Origin of the sequence: Holdemanella biformis DSM 3989 (genome assembly GCF_000156655.1) — a bacterium.
In the GTDB taxonomy this organism is placed as follows: Bacteria; Bacillota_I; Bacilli_A; order Erysipelotrichales; family Erysipelotrichaceae; genus Holdemanella; species Holdemanella biformis.
In genome coordinates, this window is sequence record NZ_DS996839.1 from 34,585 (window position 1) to 53,935 (window position 19,351).

The window sequence follows — 19,351 nt, forward strand, 5'->3', positions numbered from 1 at the left end:
TCTAATACCCCCATTACTTAATATACTTACGATCCATGATCTTCTTTAAATAAGCACCATATTGGTTTTTCTTATAAATTTCATACGTAGAAGCTAATTCATCATCACCAATCCATCCATTGTCGTAGGCAATTTCTTCAAGACATGCAATCTTGCGATGTTGATGCTCTTCGATTGTCTTCACAAAGTTTGTAGCATCCACTAAAGACTCATGTGTACCCGTATCTAACCACGTAAATCCATCACCAAGTAATGTGACATTCAATTCACCATTCTCTAAATAGATACGGTTCAAATCTGTGATTTCCAATTCTCCACGAGCACTTGGCTTTAAGTTTTTCGCATACTCAACCACTTTATTATCATAGAAATAAAGTCCTGTTACGGCATAATTTGATTTAGGACAAGCAGGTTTTTCCTCTAAACTAATAGCCTTACCCTGAGAATCAAATTCAACAACACCAAAACGTTCAGGATCTTCTACATAATAACCAAATACGGTAGCCCCCACTTTATTTTCAGCAGCCGCACGAAGACGTTTAGTCAAACCATGACCATGGAAAATATTATCACCCAAAATCATTGCACAACTATCATTACCAATAAATTCTTCACCCAAGATAAATGCTTGTGCTAAACCATCAGGACTTGGCTGAACTTTATAAGAAAGCTCAATTCCAAATTGATGACCATCCCCTAACAATTCTTGAAAACGAGGTGTATCATCTGGAGTTGAAATAATTAAGATTTCACGAATCCCTGCCTGCATTAAAATAGACATTGGATAATAAATCATTGGCTTGTCATAAATAGGAAGCAATTGCTTACTTGTAACCTTTGTCAAAGGATACAAACGCGTACCACTACCACCAGCTAAAATAATACCTTTCATAATAAGTTCCTCCATATATTACATATAAACAATAAGCCCTTACGTAACGTAAGGGTCAAGAACTTTTTATCGTTTAATTACCTTTTTAATTTTTTCAGTCGCCTTGTAAGAACGACTATTCTTTATAGAATTCAATTCATTTTTATAAATAGAATTCTTTTCATTTACCTCACAAAGCACTTCTGTTATTAAATGTATATTTTGATAACTTTCATAAATAGTAAATGAAATATTTAATGAATCTATATTTTTCTTATTTAAATCAATATGAATTTGCGGATCAAATTCAAGAAAAAATATTTTGTTTTCAACCTGAACTCCATTAAAAACATGAAAAGGAAGCAATGTATCATTCGCCTTAATTTTTAAATTTTCAATTACCCAATGCCCATTTGTATCTGGATCAAAGCGCATATATGTTACATCCTTTAAACCAGAAATCTCATAAACAATTTCATCCCCATTATTCTGTACATTCTTATCTATATACAGCTTGTCATTTTCATTTAATCCATTTCCCTTATCTATATATATCTCCGTATGTAAATCCATATTATAACTGCATAAACCTGAATAACCAGGAAGATAGGCTTTTCCTAATTTTTTATCAAAATCATAATCGTTATTTAAAAACTTCTTAACAATTTCATCATATAACCTTTTTGAAGAATATGAATCACAATTCTTATGGAAATAAGGCATCATATTCTTTCTCTTATCTTTTTCAAAATCACATGCCTTTAATGAATCAATCAACTCTTTTTGATTGTGAACCAAAGTACCCGGCATTAAAAGACTAGGATCTTCTACAACAAAACCTCTGTCCTTTTTATATTTTTCTAAGTCAGGACACGAAAATACAATTGGTCTATCTAACAATAAATAATCCACATAAACAGAAGAATAATCTGTGATTAAAACATCAAATGCATTCATAATATGATAAATCGTTAATAACTGTTCATTCAAAGTACTTGTATCTAAAAGAATCATTCTCTTAGGAATTTCAAAATTATTCTTCTTGTAATATTCTTGATCTGCAAAATGGAATTTCGACACAATATACGCATTATTTTCGGCTAAAAACGCATCTAATGCTTGCACATCATAATCATCATAATTAAAGATATTGTCTTCAAACTGTTTCCCTTCATCTTTCAAGCCTTTACGCATAGTTGGTAAGTAAAATATAAATTTACAATTTAAGTCCACATTCAACAGCTTCTTAAGATTCTCTTTTCCATTTTCTGTATATAATAAATCATTTCTTGGAAATCCAGTCACCTTCACTTTATTTGGATCTACACTCAACATCCCACTCATATTTAGCTGACACGTTCTTGAGGTAGCCGTAATAATATCACTCTGTGCTGTAATTACTTTTAGATTCATAAAATCTGTATTGGGACTCGCACTATCAAAGTATCCAATTAATTTTAAAGGAAATCCATGCCAAGCAGAAACATGAATTTGATTTTTCCTTTTTGCATACGCAAATTCAAACGAAGAAGTAATAAAACAATCTGCTTGTTCAATCATTTCATTCGCCTCATCCGTGCCAAATAGAGCACAGCGAATGCCTTTTTCTTGCATTCTGCGGCACATATTTTCATCACGAACGCACCAAAATGTATCTACATTTTCATTATTCTTTAAATATTCCCAAAATCCTCTCGAATTATCCGCAAAATCAGGAGCAGATTCGAACACAAATAATTTCTTTTCCATTTTTCTATCCTTTATGGCCAATAAATAAGCCAGCTTGTTTCGTGACAACTATTTTATCATTTTTATTTAATATAAATTCAATATATTCTTTAAACTCATTTAATCTAGGACCCAATATCTCATTCTGATTGCCATGACAAGACATAATATAATCGATCAACGGCTTCGATTCTGTAATCTCTAAACAATCCTGATAATCCATTCTTTCAACGTTTGAAAAATAATGTTTTAATATCTCTTCCCCATTTTCCAATCCAAAGATATTATACAAGCTATGATTCGAAAGATTGATACGAGAATCAAAATTCTGTACAATCTCATTGATTTCTTTCATATGCTCTTTTCCATATGTACTACAATAAAAAACACCATTCGGCTTTAACACTCTATCTATTTCCTTTAATCCCTGATTTAAATCATTCAAATAAAATAATACATGATTGGCAATAATCGTATCAAAATACGCATCCTTAAAAGGAATCTTTTCCACATTGACCACAATACAGTTAAAATCCGAACCCAATTTATTACGAACCTCTTCCACCATACCTTCACTAATATCGGACAAGAATATTTCACGATTCCTTAAATCAATCTTATTCTCTTGCCACAACTTCCCATTTCCACAGCCAATCTCCAACAAACGGTTCACCTTAGAAAAATCAATCTTCTCAAATAACCAATTAAACCACCCCTGCTTATTTGTAGAATATTTTTCATGAAGACGAATCCGATCATTTAGGTTCTTCGCATTCTTATACTGCTCAATAATATTCGTCTCTTCATTCGACAATTGCACTAAAGAAAGAATCATATTCCAAGATAAATCGGGAGCCTGACTCGCTCTTTTTAAAGCATCCTTTAAAGATTGTAAGTGACTCATTTTATCTTCAATCAAATCAATCTGTAAATCAAAGCTTTCCTTTAAATCCGTATTGTCCATAACCATCGGAAAGATTTCTTCAATACTAAACCCCAAATGCTTCAACGATAAGATCTTTTGTAGCTTCAACAAATCCAAATCACTATATTGCCGATATCCATTCTCCATAACAAAAGAGGGTTTTAATAACCCTATTTTGTCATAATATCGAATCGTTCTTTCACTCACATTCGCTAATTTTGCGAACTGTCCTGTCTTATAGTAGTTCATAATTATTCAAATCTAAAAGGTGCTAAATTAATATTCCAATTTCGATTGTAGTATGGATCTCCATTCTTCAAAATCTCTGGCCATTTAGTTTGGAATTTCTTCTTTTCCGCTTCAAAACGAGCCTCTTTTTCAGGCGTATCTTCATAACCTCTTGATTTTGACTCATAATGATGCCATAACGCAAACGCATTGTAGACAATCAAATAACCTTTTTCACGGAATTTCAAGCATAAATCTACATCGTTACATGCCACTTCAAATTGTTCATCAAAACCATTCACTTCATTAAATACAGATTTTTTTACCATCATACAAGCTGCCGTAACTGCACTATAGTTACAATTAATTCTTGGACGCATTAAAATTCCTGGATCATCCTTATCAATATCCGTAAAGACATGTCCTGCATAGCCTCCAAAGCCAACAACTACTCCAGCATGCTGCACTGTATCATCCTCATATAATAACTTAGCCCCTACAGCCCCTACTTCTTTACGTAAGCAGCAGCCTAACATTTCTGCAATGGCCGTTGGTTCAATGACCTCTGTATCATTATTTAACAATAATACATAATCTCCTTTTGTATATTTCATACCAAAGTTATTGATTTTTGAATAGTTAAATTCACCTTGATATGTAACAACCTTTACATTGTCATGTTCCTTTTGAAGCTTATCATAATATTCGAAAATATCTTTATCTGTACTATTGTTTTCTACAATCACAATTTCAAAGTTTTTATATGTATTCACATTATACAGAGAATCCACACAAGTCTTTAATGTATCTTTTAAATTATAGTTTGGGATCAAAATCGAAACCAACGGATTAGGCTCTGTACTATATGTCGTATGATAGAAACCATAGTATGGTTTGGGCATCAGTTCCACCTTAACATCCTTTAAGCCAATACGATTGTAGTGCGACTCAATAGCTCTTTGTCCCGCAGTATAACAATATAGTTTACTTTCTGGATCCATCGCAGTTGATTGTGGATGCATTCTCCAGTGATATAAAACACGCGGAATATGATAAACAGCATTTGCCTTTTCAATACATCTAAAAATATAGTCATAGTCCTGACTTCCATCATATTCACTTCTATAGCCACCCACTTCATCATAAATATGACGATTCACAAAGAAAATATGAGTAATATAGTTTTGCGAACGCAATAAGTCTTCACTATAGTCTGGCTTAAAGTTTGGTTCTGTAAAAACCTTATATTTATCATTCAACTTATCTTCATCCGTATATAGCGTATCATATCTATATTCCTGCAAAGCTTTCACAACTTCATAGAAACAATCCAGTTCCAATACATCATCATGATCATATACAGCTAAATAGTCACCATCTGCCATTTCTAAAGCCTTATTTGTGTTACCTGAAATGCCATAGTTTTGATCTAACTTTTTGAATTTGATTTTATTCCCATACAAAGCATAATGTGCCTTTACATATTTCTCTACCGCATCCGTTGTGCTTCCATCCGCAATACACAATTCCCAATTGGAATAGCTTTGATTGACAACTGTATCAATCATTTCCTTTAAGTATTCTTCTTTTGTGTTAAATGTCGCAACAACAATACTTAATTTTGGATTATACGCAAATTGCTCTTTAGATTGTCTAGCTAATTCTTCTGGCTTTACCCTCTGCTTTAAGAACCAGTTTTGGTATTCATACCCCACTAAATTTGGGCCTTGTTTCACTCTTTCAAAAAACCGCTTCACACCATTTTGTTTCAAATAATTCATCGCATTATGAATACTTTGCGCATTCATATGTGTCAAGTACGATTTAAACAAACCAAAAGCCGTGTAATTGTTCTCTTCAATTTCAACCTTTCTCTGTTCCTTTTCCGTACTAAATAATAAATAATATGTCTTCTCAGGATTACCATCAAATTTCACCTGGAATCCACAATTTTTATTTTCTGCCTTGACTAAATGATAACGCACAAGATCAGGTCTAGGCATTGAACGCTTTTTATACTCCAATGACTTTCCATTTTCATCTAAAACATCAATTTGTACAGGTTCTCCATTTTCAGAATATACCCACCCTTGTACAGCAATTGAATTCTTATCAAGATCTTTGGCAACACTATCCATACTATATTCAATAGCAGTCGTATTGCGAATCTTATCAATTTTCTTTTTATTTAAAACTAAGATTTGTTCACTTGCATGACCATCCGTAACTCGCAATTCAAATGAATCAACAATATCCGTATCAACATCGACTTTAATACGGAATCCCACTAAATCAGATTTTAATTCCACATGCTGTTCTTTAAATACATCCTGACGATGAGATTTAATCAAATCCACTGCAGCTTCTTTATTATTAATTTTAGCTGAATATGTCAGAGGAAGATCATCCTTTGAATAACACCATCCAATAATCGCAATATAGCTTGCACTTTCAATGTCTTTATATATGACTTTATCTATTGTATAAAAAAAGTTTCTTTTCATAGTAGCCTCCAAAACAGTTCTATATTAACATATATTTTTTAAAGTAACCACAATATCCATGATTCTACCTTTGATTGTTTTAAAGTATTTATAGTAAGAATCAAAATTTTGCAGGAACAGTTTAAACACTTTACCATGCTCAATATAATCCATATGATGTATAAAAAACAATCTATATTGTATGTAGCTTGGATAGTTGTTTTTTAAATCTACATCCAATTCTTCCAGTCGATTTAATGTTTGAACACAATTGAAAGCCGTATTCAAACGCGCCTCTATAGTATTTGTCGCATTCAAATGCTCTTTTCCTTTTAAGGTGACATTTCCTTTTAAGCCAATCGCATTCTTCGAATGGATACGATATTGAAAGAGAGGTACATTTAAAAAATACATTCCATTTTCTTCACTCGCCAACAAATTAATAAACCAATCATGATAGAAGTCTTCTGTATAGCATCTTTGAAATTTATCATTAATCGATTGTCGAACACAAAGTGCACATCCCTGAAAGCTATTTTCTACAACTAATCTTTCAAAAGGGACCTTTACCAATGCATTATCTTTTACCTTACACTTATACATGTTCTTATTGGAATAATTTCGATTAATATCAATCTGTTTTTCATTACCCAACTCATCTATTAAATCATATGTACTCGCTAATGCTTTGATTTCTGGATGATTTTGCATAATCTCAATCATCGTTTGTACCTTATTAGGCTTCCAAATATCATCCTGATCACATAAAAAAATATAGTCTCCTTTACAGTAAGAAAGTGCCTTTTTAAAATTTAACTTATAGCCCAAATTCTTTTCATTTTGATACAAATAGATCTTATCACACAGAAGCTCTTGAATAATTTTTACTGTATCATCACTCGATTGATCATCACAAATCACGATTTCATCAACCGGCATTGTTTGATTCAATATAGATAAAAGCTGTTCTTTAATAAATTCTTGACCATTATACGTGGCGATTGCGACTGAAATCATAAAAACCTCCAAAAAAAAGGTATTTTAAAAATACCTTTACAATTCTTCTGCAAATCCTTTTTCTAATTTTTTGAAAACGGCATAGCCAATCACTAAAATAACCAAAGCCAATAAGGCAACAGCACCTAATGGTTTTAATGGCGGCCATACATGATACATAAAAATATCACGGTAGGAAGTAACTAAAATCGTCAATGGATTCATACGAATGATTTGACCTAAAACACCAGCTCCATCTAATAAAGATAAATCATAGATAACAGGAGTGGCATACATTCCCATGGTTAGTAAAAAGGATACAATATACTCTAAGTCTTGAATATAGGCATTTAATGAACTTAACAATAAAATAATACCTAAAATCAAAATAGATTGAATCAATGCAACTACAGGAAGCATTAGAATTTGAATAGAAATTCCATACCCAAATGCGAAACAGAAAATAAATATAATGATACAAGAAATAAAGAAATTGACTAATCCACTTAAGACTTGCGAAATCAATAAGATTTCTCTAGGAAAATACACCTTTTTAATAATTCCCGCATTTGCCTTAATCGAAGTCGTTCCTGTGCTTACAGTTGTTAAAAAGAATGTCCAAGGAATCAAACCTGTAATCAAATAGACTAAATAGTTATCTCCCCCAGCTCCACGCATTAAATAGGGGAACACGATCCAATATACAACCACCTGTAATAAAGGATTAATAAATGACCAAAGAATACCTAGAAAAGAGCCTTTATATTTTCCACGAATATCTTTTTTTACATTTGTCTTCAATAATTCACGATAATCATAAATATCTTTAAATATATGCATCTTTTCACCACCTACTCTAAAGTAAACTGTATACTTTTATCGGCCAAAATATTTCCATCCGGTTCTGAACATTGAATATCAATCTTATGATTCCCTAAATCTAAATCATTTAAATCTAAATTTACCTGCCAACCAATTGCATCTGGATCCATGTCACCCGCATATGCTTCTTGATAGGCTTCAAAAACATCCTGACGATTCTTTCGCTTAATTCCACAGATTTCATTACCATCTAAGAAAAACTTAAATACAGCTTGATCATGATCACTGATTTGCCAACCTTGACTTACTAACGTTCCCTTATCCTTTTGAATTGTCGCAAAATCCTTTGGCGCATCAATAAAGACAGCAGCCTTAAATTTATGCTTTCCTTCTGCAATTGCCTTTTTCTTTTCTTCCTTATGATCAATCGCAACTTGTTTTAAATACTCATCAATGACATATATTGGATCACCATCTAAGCGAAGCTCTCCTTTATAAATCCAAACTGCACGATCACATAAATCTTTTACAACATCTAAACTATGTGTAACAATCACAATCGTTTTATCCGATTCCTTTAATTCCTTTAATTTACGATAACACTTCTGTTGGAAATGCTGATCTCCAACGGCTAAAATCTCATCAATCAACAAGATTTCAGCATCTACATTAATCGCAACAGAAAAAGCCAATCGCATGTACATACCTGAAGAATAAGTACGAACGGGATGATCAATAAATTCGCCTAGTTCACTAAAATCAATGATATCTTGAATTCGTTCATCAATTTCTTTTCTTGTTAAACCAAAAATAGAAGCATTAAAATAAATGTTTTCTCTTCCCGTAAAATCTTGGTGAAAACCAGCACCTAACTCTAATAAAGAAGTTAATTTTCCATTTGTTTCAACAGTACCTTTATTAGGAAAAATAATCTTAGTCATTAATTTTAATAAAGTAGATTTTCCAGAACCATTTGTACCAATCAATGCTACTGTTTCACCTTTTTTAATATCCATATTAATATTCTTTAAAACTTCATGAATTTCAACATGACTCGTTTTCCAAAATAATAATTTATCTTTTAAAGTATGAGCTTTATCATAATCAACCTTAAATTGTTTATACATATTTCGTACTTCAATCGCATTTTGTGAATCCATTTCAACACCTCAATTCAATTCATTTTAACACACTTGTATACTGTAAACAATATTATACTACATACCTAACACAACACTCATTATTTTAAACAATAAACCAAGTCCATAATTCTTCCACGTATTGTTTTTAATTTTTTATAATAAGCATATTTATTTTGAAAGAATAATTTAAACAGTTTTTTATTTCTTAGATATTCAATATGATTATTCATAAATGATTCAATTTTTAAATAATCAACCTTATTACGCAAATAATAATCCCTACAATTTATTTTTAAAATATCCAAAATATATAATGCATCTCTTGCCTTTTGATATCTTTCTTCAAATTGGTAAGCACGCTTTACATGTGTAGATGCATCTTGATTTAATGTAGAAACACCAATCGAATTTTGACTATGGATACGATATTCAAAGAGTGGTTTATTCAAAAAATACATGCCACCATCCAATGATCCATATAGACTAATGATCCAATCATGTGGAATTCTTTCATCAAAATGATGCACAAAAAAATCTTTTGTTTTCTTATCTATGGCAAGAGCACAACCCTGAAAATAATTTCCATAAATAAATTCATCTGTTTTTACTTGCACAATATCATCTGGTCTTACTTCTTTATTATAAAGATTATTATTTGAATATCCTTTTTTATTTTTAGAAATAATCAAAGTACCATTTTCATCTATATATTCAAATGAACTTGCTAAAACATGAATATTTCTATTCTTTTCCATAATAGAAATCATTTCTTTAACTTTATCTTTTTTCCATATATCATCTTGATCACATAAAAAAATGTAGTCACCCTTACACTTTTCCATTGCTTTTTTGAAATTTAACTTATACCCCAAATTTTTCTTATTTTGAATGATTTGAACATTGTACTTTTTTATAAGCTCAATAGTATTATCCGTTGAACCATCATCACAAATTATGATTTCATCAACCGATAAACTCTGATTTAATATCGATTCTATTTGTTTTTCAATGTATTTTTCTCCATTAAATGTAGTCATTGCGACAGAAATCATAATTTCACCACCTAATTATATAATGTCTTCAAAATAATATAGTTTTCAATATAAATGATTTTTTTATACACTCTCATAATCCACAATAAAAACGGACTTAAATCATAATAATCTTTAAAATATACATAAAAACTATCTAAAGTGATCTTTCTTTTTTTTACTTCGGATTGAAAAGATTTATTAATGCTTGCTGAATGATTGTGAATATATGTAGTATCAATCAATAATTTCGTTTTTAACCCGTTGTCTTTAAAGTATTTACCAATACAAGATTCTTCAAAAAATAAGAATATATTTTCGTCATATAATGTTTCAGGAAGAATATCCGTTCTTATCATAAAGAAGCAGCCTTGAACACAATCAACCTCGACAATACCGTGACTTAAATATTCCTTAGGATACCACATAGGACGTAATTTTTTATTTAAAATTTTCGAAGAAAACAAGAAATAATCTTTAACTGTTGGAACTTTCCAAGCTTCAGGCTGTTGTCTTTTTCCATCAGGCTGCAAAGTTAAAGGAGCCACAATTGCTGTATCTTTATCAAATGAAGATACTAAGTTAGAAACAACATATTCTTCGAAAATCACATCCGGATTTGCTATCATTATATAGTCCACTTTATCTTTTAAATAGTCAATTCCAACATCGTTACCATATCCATATCCACCATTCTTTTCAGACTTTATAACATGGACTTTATTTGACTCTAACATTTTCAATTGAATATATGAATCGTCTGTAGAACAATTGTCAATAACCACAATCAAATCTATTGAATCCATTATTTTTACGCGTTCAACAAAATCAATTGTAGTGACTGCATCATTATAATTTAAAACAACACACCCAATCATTGACTTTCTCCAAAAAAATGATCTTCTAACATTAAACACCAACAATGATAAATTGGAAGATGTAATTCTTGAATCATATATGTTTCTGTTTCAGGTACTTTTACACATACATCAGAAACACTACTTAACTCACCACCTAAAGCTCCAGTTAATCCTAATACCTTAATACCTAAAGCTCTAGCTACTACAGTAGAACTCATAATATTTTGACTATTTCCAGAAGTAGATATGCCTAAAAAGACATCTCCTTTTTTGCCAAAACCATATAATTGTTGAGCAAACACACCCAAACCATCTACATCATTGATATAAGCCGTAGTTAGTGCTTCATGTGCAACTAATGGAATAGCCATTAAAGGTCTTTCAAGATTTTTAGCTAAATTTTCTCCTCGTATAGGATCAATTTTAATTAATTTTTCTTTTAATTCATTAGGTACAGGACGTGGAGTTTTAAAACGTTTCATTAATTCACCTGCAATATGCTCAGCATCAGCTGCAGAACCACCGTTACCTGCTATTAACAATTTTCCACCATGTGCATAACAATCTTCCAATATTAAGTAACCAGAAATAATATCAGCTTTACAGCTTTCCAACATTGGATATCGCTTTATTAATAAATCTATATGTTTTTTTAATTTATCTTCTAACATGCCTACAATATCCTTTCTACAATATCATACAATGATTCATCATCTGTTACTCGTGCTGTTTTGCATCCTGCATTTTCACCAGCAAGAATGTCATTATCACTATCTCCTATCATCCAAGATTCATTTAAGTCAATATTAAAATCTTTTGATGCCTGAAGTAACATACCTGGTTTGGGCTTTCTACAATCACAATCAATTTTCAATTCAGAAATTTCACCCTCATACCCTTTATGCGGGTGATGCGGACAATAATAAATTCCATCTAGATAGGCTCCATCATTTCCTAATAACGTTTCCATTTTATTATGAATATTTTTTAGTTCATCAAAAGTTACTTCTCCTCTTGCGATAACAGGTTGATTTGTCACAACAATAGCTAAATACCCTGAATCATTAATTTTCTTAATAGCTTTTGATACATTTGGTAATAATTCAAATTGATCTATATCTCTTAAAAAGCCAACATATTTGTTGATTGTTCCATCTCGATCTAAAAATATAGCTTTCTGTTTATTTGATAAATTTTTAGATTGAACTCGACCTTCTTTAAAATCTTCACATACCGCATAATATCTTTCGGGTGTTCCCATATCTCTAACATATTCAGGACTATCATAACAATACATCTTTCCTGTACCAGCCAATGGTTTTAATAGTTGTCTATCCAAATCAACCTTCTTAGTTTCAATTACTTGATTTAATATTTCTTTGTTGATTACATGTAAACCGGCATTTACACGGTTCTGATAATAATCTGGTCTTTCGTCTTCTTTGGCTAACCACTTTTCTACTTGATGTTTCGAATTTGAAATAATCAAACCACTATCATAAGGATGATTATTAGGATGTGTAAATAAACTTACCAAACCTTTATGACTCTTATGAAATGCAACAAAACGATTGAAATCTACATCAAACATCGCATCTGCATTTAATAATAAAAAGTCATCTGATAATTTATCTTTGATTTGAAATAAAGCTCCTGCATTTCCTAATGGTTCTTTTTCAAAATAGTAATCTATATGAACACCAAACTTAGATCCATCTTGAAAGTAATCCATAATAATATTCCCTAAATGAGATACAGTTAAAATGATATCTGTAAAACCTTGTTTTCTTAAACATTCAATTTCATGTTCAAGCACAGGTTTACCTTCAATTAAAATCATTGGTTTTGGAATATCGGATGCAACGCTTGAAATGCGAGTTCCTTTCCCTCCTGCCATTATAACAACTTTCATCATTTGTCCTCCAAAGGCGAGTAATCTTCTGGTCCATAATATATAACTTGGGTACCACCATCTTCAAATTTAAAAGGAATATACAATAAGTCTTTCATGGCTTCTTTTACAAGCATCTGTTTTTCAGGTTGTACATAGAAAACTAAAAATCCGCCGCCACCAGCTCCAAGCAATTTTCCTCCTAGAGCTCCGGCTGTAATCCCTTTATCGTATAAATTATCGATATTATTTGTTGAAACAGATTTTCCTGTTTGTCTCTTTAATTTCCAAGTCACATCTAACAATCTACCAAAATCATCTAAGTCCTTTGACTGATCCGTCAATATGCTTTCTGCTTCATCCACTAAAGTAAGCATTTGTTTTAACTGCTTAGTCTTACTTTCATCATCCAAATGATTCGCTTTTTGAATGTCACTTGAAAAACGTGTAAAGCCGGTAAAAAACATCATTAAATTATCATTTAATCGTTTCTTTCTTTCAGGTGAAATAATAATAGGATGCACAGAATAACCATCCGCATTAAAATCAATGCGATTAAAACCACCAAAACTTGCCGCAATTTGATCTTGCCAGCCACCTGCTTCATCACATAATACTCTTTCTAGGTAAATAGCTTCATCTGCCAATTGTTTTTTTGATGCATATTTACCTTTTAATGCATAAAAAGCATTTAACATTCCTACCGCAAAAGAACTTGAAGTACCCAATCCACTTCTAGCTGGTAAATCGGCTTCATATGTCAATCGAATTTCATGCATATCTAACATCTTCATCGCATTGCGAATGGCAGGATGTTCAATCGCATCAATATCCGTTACTCTTTCTGTCTTTGAATAACTTAATTCAGTTGAATAATCAAAAAATCTTGGTAAATGTCTAACATTGACATAACAATATTTATCAAAAGTAGTAGATAATACAGATCCACCATTTTCTTTAAAAAAAGATTCCATATCTGTACCACCACCAAAGAAAGACATTCTAAATGGTGTCTTTGTGATTATCATTTTCTCACCTCATATAGTCGATCAAATAATTCGACCGTTTTATTCCAACTAAAATATTTTTTTACAAAATCTTTACTCTCAATTGATTTAGATTTAATTTTATTTGAATCATCAATCAATTCTATAATTTCATTTTTGATTTGGTCATCTGTATTAGCAAGAATCAATGTATTTCCATCTTCATCAATACCTTCAGCACCAATATCAGTTGTGATTACAGGTAACCCAAGTCCACATGCCAATAATACTTTTAGCTTAATTCCAGCTCCCAATGTTAATGGGAATACGGCAATTTGATTCTTTAGAATTTCATCTTCAATATTCTCAACAAAACCAGTAATATGGATATTCTCACATTCTTCTTTTTGTAACTCCTCATTAGGATGTGCTCCAATAATTGTCAATCGAATATCATCTCTATTTAATGATTTCACAATATGAATAAGGCGCATGGCAGCCAAATGATTTTCTTCTCTTCCCATTTGTCCAATAAAACAAATTGATTTTTGAATTTTATTTACAACCTTATCTGAAATCTCATCAAAGTCAACACCATAATATGGATTCATCAATTCAACTTGATTCAATCCATAATATTCATGAAGCAATCGTTGATCTTTTGAGTTTACCGCAATAACATGATCTGCTTTTTGACAATACTCTTTTTCATATTTAGTTGCTAAATTTAATTGCCATTTCCAAAATAATTGTTTAAGCCCTTTTGAGTCCATTGACTTTCTATAAAAAGATTGTCTTGTCACATCATGTTCAACTATATTAAAAATTATATTCGGATACATTTTCTTAATCCAAATGTATTGAGCCATTGCCGTATATTCGCAATGAATCGCATCAATTTTCTTTTCTTCAATTATTTTAAGGAATTGCTGCTTAAATTCCTTTGAAGTTCGAGCTGAAAACATCAAAGGCTTATTTAAATGTAATAAACCTTCTCTTAATCGATCCTTATTCGATATACGGACAAAATAACTGCTATTCGTATTATATTCTTCTTTTACTATTCTCTCTTCTAAAGGCATTGTTATAAATGACAAAACATAAACATTATGTTTTTTTCTTAATGCTTCTACTTGTTTTCCCATACAAACCCCTCCTGCATGATTTGTATGCAAGCTAGGAACATACGGAGAAATATGCAATATATTCATATATAACTCAACCTCCAATCAAAAAAAATGTGAATACTCACATTTTTATAAATCTAAAGCTTTATCTAACACTTCATAAAAACGCTTCTTCGTAAAATAAGTATTATACAGAGTTTGAATATTTTTTCTTCTTTGAAGCTGCACATCCATACTCTCCAAACAAACTTGATTTGCTATTTCTTTGATATTACCTTTATTTATATTAAATCCAATATCCCATTCTTCACAAAAATTCTTTGTATCTCCCTGAATTGTATTAATAATTGGTAAACCAGCACACATATAATCCAATGATTTCATGGTTAGTCCAACTACCACACTTGATTTCATTACATTGAATCCATAATTACATTGATCAAGTATTTCTTGTTTTTCTCTTTGATCATAAACCTCTTTATGATCTATGACATTCACACCAACTGCCAATACATCTTGTATAAACTGTTCTTTCTTTTCACCATTACCAATTATATGCAATACACATTTCTTTAATATGCTACATTCTCTTAAGAATGTAGTAATCATTGAAATATCTATAATATTATTTATTGAACCCAAGTAACAAAATTGTAATTCATCCTCTTTTAAATCAGGACTCATTGGTAAACAATCACGATCTATAGACCAATATAGAACTTTACCACAACGCAAATATTGCTTAAATAAATCACATTCACAGAATATCACATCTCCACTTGATAAATACTTATCTCGCGTGTTTTTCCATATTTTAAAAGGCAACAGATTCTTATATTTTTCAATCGGCATCGATTCAGGCCATAAGTCAATAATGTCATATATAATTTTTACATCCCCATGTTCTTTTTTATATTTTGACATTTCTTTGACAAGTGAATTACACGGAATGATACAATGTACTAAATCCGGCTGAATTTCACACAAAGCTTTCCTTGCCCCTTTCGCAAACTGTTTATGCGATAAAATTCGATCCAATGATAAATTTTTGTGATATTCACGCACAGGTATGACTACATCCGTACTTGGATCATACACAGCTTTTTTTCTATGCGAAAAATTTGAAGTAACACTTTTAACTTCATACCCCCTAGAAGTATAGTATTTCTTCAATAATTGCACACGATCCAAACATGTATCAAACGCATACACCAATGCCACTACCATAGATTACTCTCCAATATAAATGAATTAAAGACCTTCTAACTATCCCCTAGTTATTATCTTTATTATGGATACTTCCTGTACCCCCTTCGACAACTCCATCATGTTTCAATACCGAAAAAATTGTCATTAAAAAACATTTTACATCAAATAAAAAACTTAAATTTTTACAATACTCGCCATCCAATTTAGCCTTGACATCAATCTCTAATTCATCACGACCATTGACCTGTGCCCAACCAGTAAGACCCGGCAAGACATCATTAGCGCCATATGCATCTCTTAATTCAATCAAATCATATTGATTCCATAAAGCAGGCCTAGGACCCACAATTGCCATTTCCCCCTTGAATATATTAAACAACTGTGGAAGCTCATCTAAAGACGTTTTTCTTAAAAACTTACCAACACTTGTAATATATTGATCTGGATTTTCCAATAAATGTGTTGGCATATCTTTAGGCGTATCAATACGCATTGTTCTAAACTTTAAAATATTAAAATAAGATTTGTGAATTCCCACGCGCTTCTGTTTAAAAAAGATTGGCCCTGGAGAAGTCACTTTAATTAAAACCATTAATACAATTAAAAGTGGAGATAAAATTATGATTCCAGCTAAACTCAAAACAAAATCAATCGTTCGCTTACCATATTTCGAATACATAAATACACTCTCCTATAAATATAGGGAAAAATCCCCATATGGAATTATACCATACTCATTTCTATGAAACAAAAAAAGTTCAACAAAAGCTGAACTTAAGATGGAATATTCTCTTTATATAAAGCGCATTCATTAAATTATGTGATATTGTCAAAATGAATTCTTGATACAATTTCGAATTGAAATCAAAACCAAAACCATAGAAATGCGTAAAATCAAATAATGTGTATGAACAACCGACAATGTTGTAAAACCAGTAAAACCATTCAATTTTGTGAATTCACGATAAAACACACCACCACGACCTATTTTCTTAGACATCCATCAATGGGTATGCCCATATTAAAAAGGAGGTATCTCTACCTCCAAATTGAACCATTATTTATTTCTTCTTTTTAATACTTCTACAACACCAAAACCAGCAACAGAAACAGCCATTAAGCCAGTAAAGAATGTACCAGCTGTTTGTACACCCGTATTCACAGTTTTATTCTTTTTAGGATCTTTTTTAGCAGCAGGATCTTTCTTAGTTTGTGTTGCAGGCTTAGTTGTAGTTGTGCCTGTTGAAGGCTTAGTTACAACTACATCTTTATATGCCAACATATAACTTGAGAATTGATCTGTTGTAAATGTTCCATCTTCAGCTAAATCTAATGCAGTAACTTTACCATCATGTAAACGCAATACATAGAATTTACGATTTGCTTTTTTCAATTCCTTAGGAATTTCAACTTTGAAAGTCAATGGTTCAGATAACTGAGTTAAATAACCCAAAGTTTCTCCATCACTTACCAACGCAACATCGATTGCAAACACATTTCCAGCACCATATCCATTTTCTTTGGCGAATTTATTTAAACAATTGTTGTCTGTATCAGAAACAGCACCCTCACGTTTCATAACTGGAACAAGTGTAGGTGTAGCACCATTTGAAACAGCCTCATCATATTTAGCCTTAAGATCTTTATTTGCCTCTAAAGCTAAACTATTCTTTAATAAATCTGTTGTATCTGTTGGATATTTTTCTGGTTTAGCTACAAGCGCATCACTACTATGTAAATACATTACATATGTATCAGAAGATTCTTCAATCAAATCATCAAAAGTATAGAATACATATCCATTCTCACTAAGCAGCCAATCTTGAACATCTTTCTTTGTACCATATGCAGGAACTTCTGCAGTATGAATCACTCCATCTGTAGCATCATTGATATACACTTTATAGCTTACAGTTTTTGGCTTATAAACTTGTAAAGTCCATTGTTTTTCACCATTTTTATCAAAATCATATCCTAAAGTGAATGATTTATATCCAGTTGGAACATAATTATCTTCAATATAACCAAAAGCATCTTCAGTTTCATTTAGCTTCAACTCAAAATTTTGTGGTTCCCTAGTTTCATATTGATAAACAACTTTTAAATGATGATTCTCCAAAACATCTGTAGACTTTTTGACTACATAAACTCTATATCCACCATTACCATCTTTTTCAATCAATGGCTTTTCATTTTCATACGCAAGTTTATATTCTGTTGAAATACCAAACTCAACATCTTTACTTACCTTATCTGCATCTAAATAGTCACTTAATTTAATCAAAAAATTTCCAACTACTTCATCAGATCCTTTAAGTACATATTCAACTTTGTAATCCTTCAATTGAACTTGTGGAGCATTCTTATTCACTAAATGCATATACCATACGTTTTCATCTTCCGGAGTATTATAAAGACCTGAAGCCCCACCTTTTCCATCAATGCCATATCCAGCAGGAACATAATTATTCGCAATTATATTCATCACTTCGAAAAAATCAGCATTTGCAGGTACTTCCACATCAATAGGATTTGGTTCTTCTTTTCCATCCTTGAAAACATGCAACTTAATTGTTTTCGTGCCTTCCTTAGTTGTATGAGTTGAAGAATTTTGAGCTTTTAAAACATTCACTCCATCATTTGCGAGTACCGGTGAAACCATACCAGCCACAGTTACAACACTCAACCCTAGCGATAATAACTGCTTTGTTAATTTGTTCATTATTAAACCCTCCTAACTAACTTCATTGTACTAGATTTTAAGTATCATTAAAAGCGCTTTCAGTTAGAACTTGACCATAAATCATCATACGTTAACAAATCTATATATGATAATTTCACATTGTTTAGGTTATAAAAAAAGAAGAGTTCACCTCTTCTATAAAATCAAAGCCACCATCTTAAACACAAAGACTACAATCAAAAGAATACCAATCCATTTAATGCATTTAAAAGTAAACTTAATCGCAAAATAAATCAAAGCTATTGAAACCACTAAACCAAGAATGTCTGACATCTTTCAACCTCCAATTTAACACTTATTTTAATTCAT

Annotated in this window: 18 protein-coding genes; all 18 read right to left on the reverse strand. The window is 31.3% G+C overall.

Going from position 1 to position 19,351, the window contains the following annotated elements:
- Nucleotides 1-13: 13 nt before the first annotated feature.
- Nucleotides 14-892 carry a glucose-1-phosphate thymidylyltransferase RfbA gene (rfbA, locus tag EUBIFOR_RS00575; RefSeq protein ID WP_040465984.1) on the reverse strand — a complete coding sequence of 293 codons (879 nt, stop codon included), beginning with the start codon at nucleotides 890-892 and terminating at the stop codon, nucleotides 14-16.
- Between the two features lie 66 nt (nucleotides 893-958).
- Nucleotides 959-2,620 carry a CDP-glycerol glycerophosphotransferase family protein gene (locus EUBIFOR_RS00580; RefSeq protein ID WP_003863933.1) on the reverse strand — a complete coding sequence of 554 codons (1,662 nt, stop codon included), beginning with the start codon at nucleotides 2,618-2,620 and terminating at the stop codon, nucleotides 959-961.
- A 4-nt stretch (nucleotides 2,621-2,624) separates the two neighbouring features.
- Nucleotides 2,625-3,773: a MerR family transcriptional regulator gene (locus EUBIFOR_RS00585; RefSeq protein WP_003863934.1), complete on the reverse strand. Its 1,149-nt coding sequence runs from the start codon at nucleotides 3,771-3,773 to the stop codon at nucleotides 2,625-2,627.
- A gap of 2 nt (nucleotides 3,774-3,775) precedes the next feature.
- A complete protein-coding gene (locus EUBIFOR_RS00590; protein WP_003863935.1) occupies nucleotides 3,776-6,256 on the reverse strand; it encodes a glycosyltransferase family 2 protein in 2,481 nt (826 codons plus the stop codon).
- A 24-nt stretch (nucleotides 6,257-6,280) separates the two neighbouring features.
- Nucleotides 6,281-7,252 (reverse strand): glycosyltransferase, encoded by a 972-nt coding sequence (locus tag EUBIFOR_RS00595; RefSeq protein WP_003863936.1) that lies wholly within the window; start codon nucleotides 7,250-7,252, stop codon nucleotides 6,281-6,283.
- A 36-nt stretch (nucleotides 7,253-7,288) separates the two neighbouring features.
- A complete protein-coding gene (locus EUBIFOR_RS00600; protein WP_003863937.1) occupies nucleotides 7,289-8,071 on the reverse strand; it encodes an ABC transporter permease in 783 nt (260 codons plus the stop codon).
- 11 nt (nucleotides 8,072-8,082) lie between these two features.
- The gene (locus EUBIFOR_RS00605; RefSeq protein WP_003863938.1) at nucleotides 8,083-9,213 is read right to left on the reverse strand and encodes an ABC transporter ATP-binding protein; all 1,131 of its coding nucleotides are present in this window, start codon (nucleotides 9,211-9,213) and stop codon (nucleotides 8,083-8,085) included.
- 80 nt (nucleotides 9,214-9,293) lie between these two features.
- Nucleotides 9,294-10,247 carry a glycosyltransferase family 2 protein gene (locus tag EUBIFOR_RS00610; RefSeq protein WP_003863939.1) on the reverse strand — a complete coding sequence of 318 codons (954 nt, stop codon included), beginning with the start codon at nucleotides 10,245-10,247 and terminating at the stop codon, nucleotides 9,294-9,296.
- 11 nt (nucleotides 10,248-10,258) lie between these two features.
- Nucleotides 10,259-11,104, reverse strand: a complete 846-nt coding sequence (locus tag EUBIFOR_RS00615; RefSeq protein ID WP_003863940.1) for a glycosyltransferase — start codon at nucleotides 11,102-11,104, stop codon at nucleotides 10,259-10,261.
- On the reverse strand, nucleotides 11,101-11,757 hold the full coding sequence (locus EUBIFOR_RS00620; protein WP_003863941.1) for a D-sedoheptulose-7-phosphate isomerase: 657 nt from the start codon (nucleotides 11,755-11,757) through the stop codon (nucleotides 11,101-11,103). The genes EUBIFOR_RS00615 and EUBIFOR_RS00620 overlap by 4 nt, the downstream gene beginning before the upstream one ends.
- Nucleotides 11,758-11,759: 2 nt before the next feature.
- The gene (gmhB, locus tag EUBIFOR_RS00625; RefSeq protein WP_040465985.1) at nucleotides 11,760-12,998 is read right to left on the reverse strand and encodes a D-glycero-beta-D-manno-heptose 1,7-bisphosphate 7-phosphatase; all 1,239 of its coding nucleotides are present in this window, start codon (nucleotides 12,996-12,998) and stop codon (nucleotides 11,760-11,762) included.
- A complete protein-coding gene (locus EUBIFOR_RS00630) occupies nucleotides 12,998-14,005 on the reverse strand; it encodes a GHMP family kinase ATP-binding protein (protein WP_003863943.1) in 1,008 nt (335 codons plus the stop codon). Before EUBIFOR_RS00630 ends, gmhB begins: the two co-directional genes overlap by 1 nt.
- A complete protein-coding gene (locus EUBIFOR_RS00635) occupies nucleotides 14,002-15,108 on the reverse strand; it encodes a glycosyltransferase family 4 protein (protein WP_040465986.1) in 1,107 nt (368 codons plus the stop codon). The genes EUBIFOR_RS00630 and EUBIFOR_RS00635 overlap by 4 nt, the downstream gene beginning before the upstream one ends.
- Nucleotides 15,109-15,219: 111 nt before the next feature.
- Nucleotides 15,220-16,317 (reverse strand): glycosyltransferase, encoded by a 1,098-nt coding sequence (locus EUBIFOR_RS00640; protein ID WP_003863945.1) that lies wholly within the window; start codon nucleotides 16,315-16,317, stop codon nucleotides 15,220-15,222.
- A 46-nt stretch (nucleotides 16,318-16,363) separates the two neighbouring features.
- Nucleotides 16,364-16,978 (reverse strand): sugar transferase, encoded by a 615-nt coding sequence (locus EUBIFOR_RS00645; protein WP_003863946.1) that lies wholly within the window; start codon nucleotides 16,976-16,978, stop codon nucleotides 16,364-16,366.
- A 150-nt stretch (nucleotides 16,979-17,128) separates the two neighbouring features.
- A complete protein-coding gene (locus EUBIFOR_RS13070; RefSeq protein WP_003863947.1) occupies nucleotides 17,129-17,299 on the reverse strand; it encodes a DUF2871 family protein in 171 nt (56 codons plus the stop codon).
- Between the two features lie 57 nt (nucleotides 17,300-17,356).
- The gene (locus EUBIFOR_RS00650; RefSeq protein WP_003863948.1) at nucleotides 17,357-19,021 is read right to left on the reverse strand and encodes a hypothetical protein; all 1,665 of its coding nucleotides are present in this window, start codon (nucleotides 19,019-19,021) and stop codon (nucleotides 17,357-17,359) included.
- A gap of 156 nt (nucleotides 19,022-19,177) precedes the next feature.
- Nucleotides 19,178-19,315: a hypothetical protein gene (locus tag EUBIFOR_RS12590; RefSeq protein ID WP_003863949.1), complete on the reverse strand. Its 138-nt coding sequence runs from the start codon at nucleotides 19,313-19,315 to the stop codon at nucleotides 19,178-19,180.
- Nucleotides 19,316-19,351: the final 36 nt, after the last annotated feature.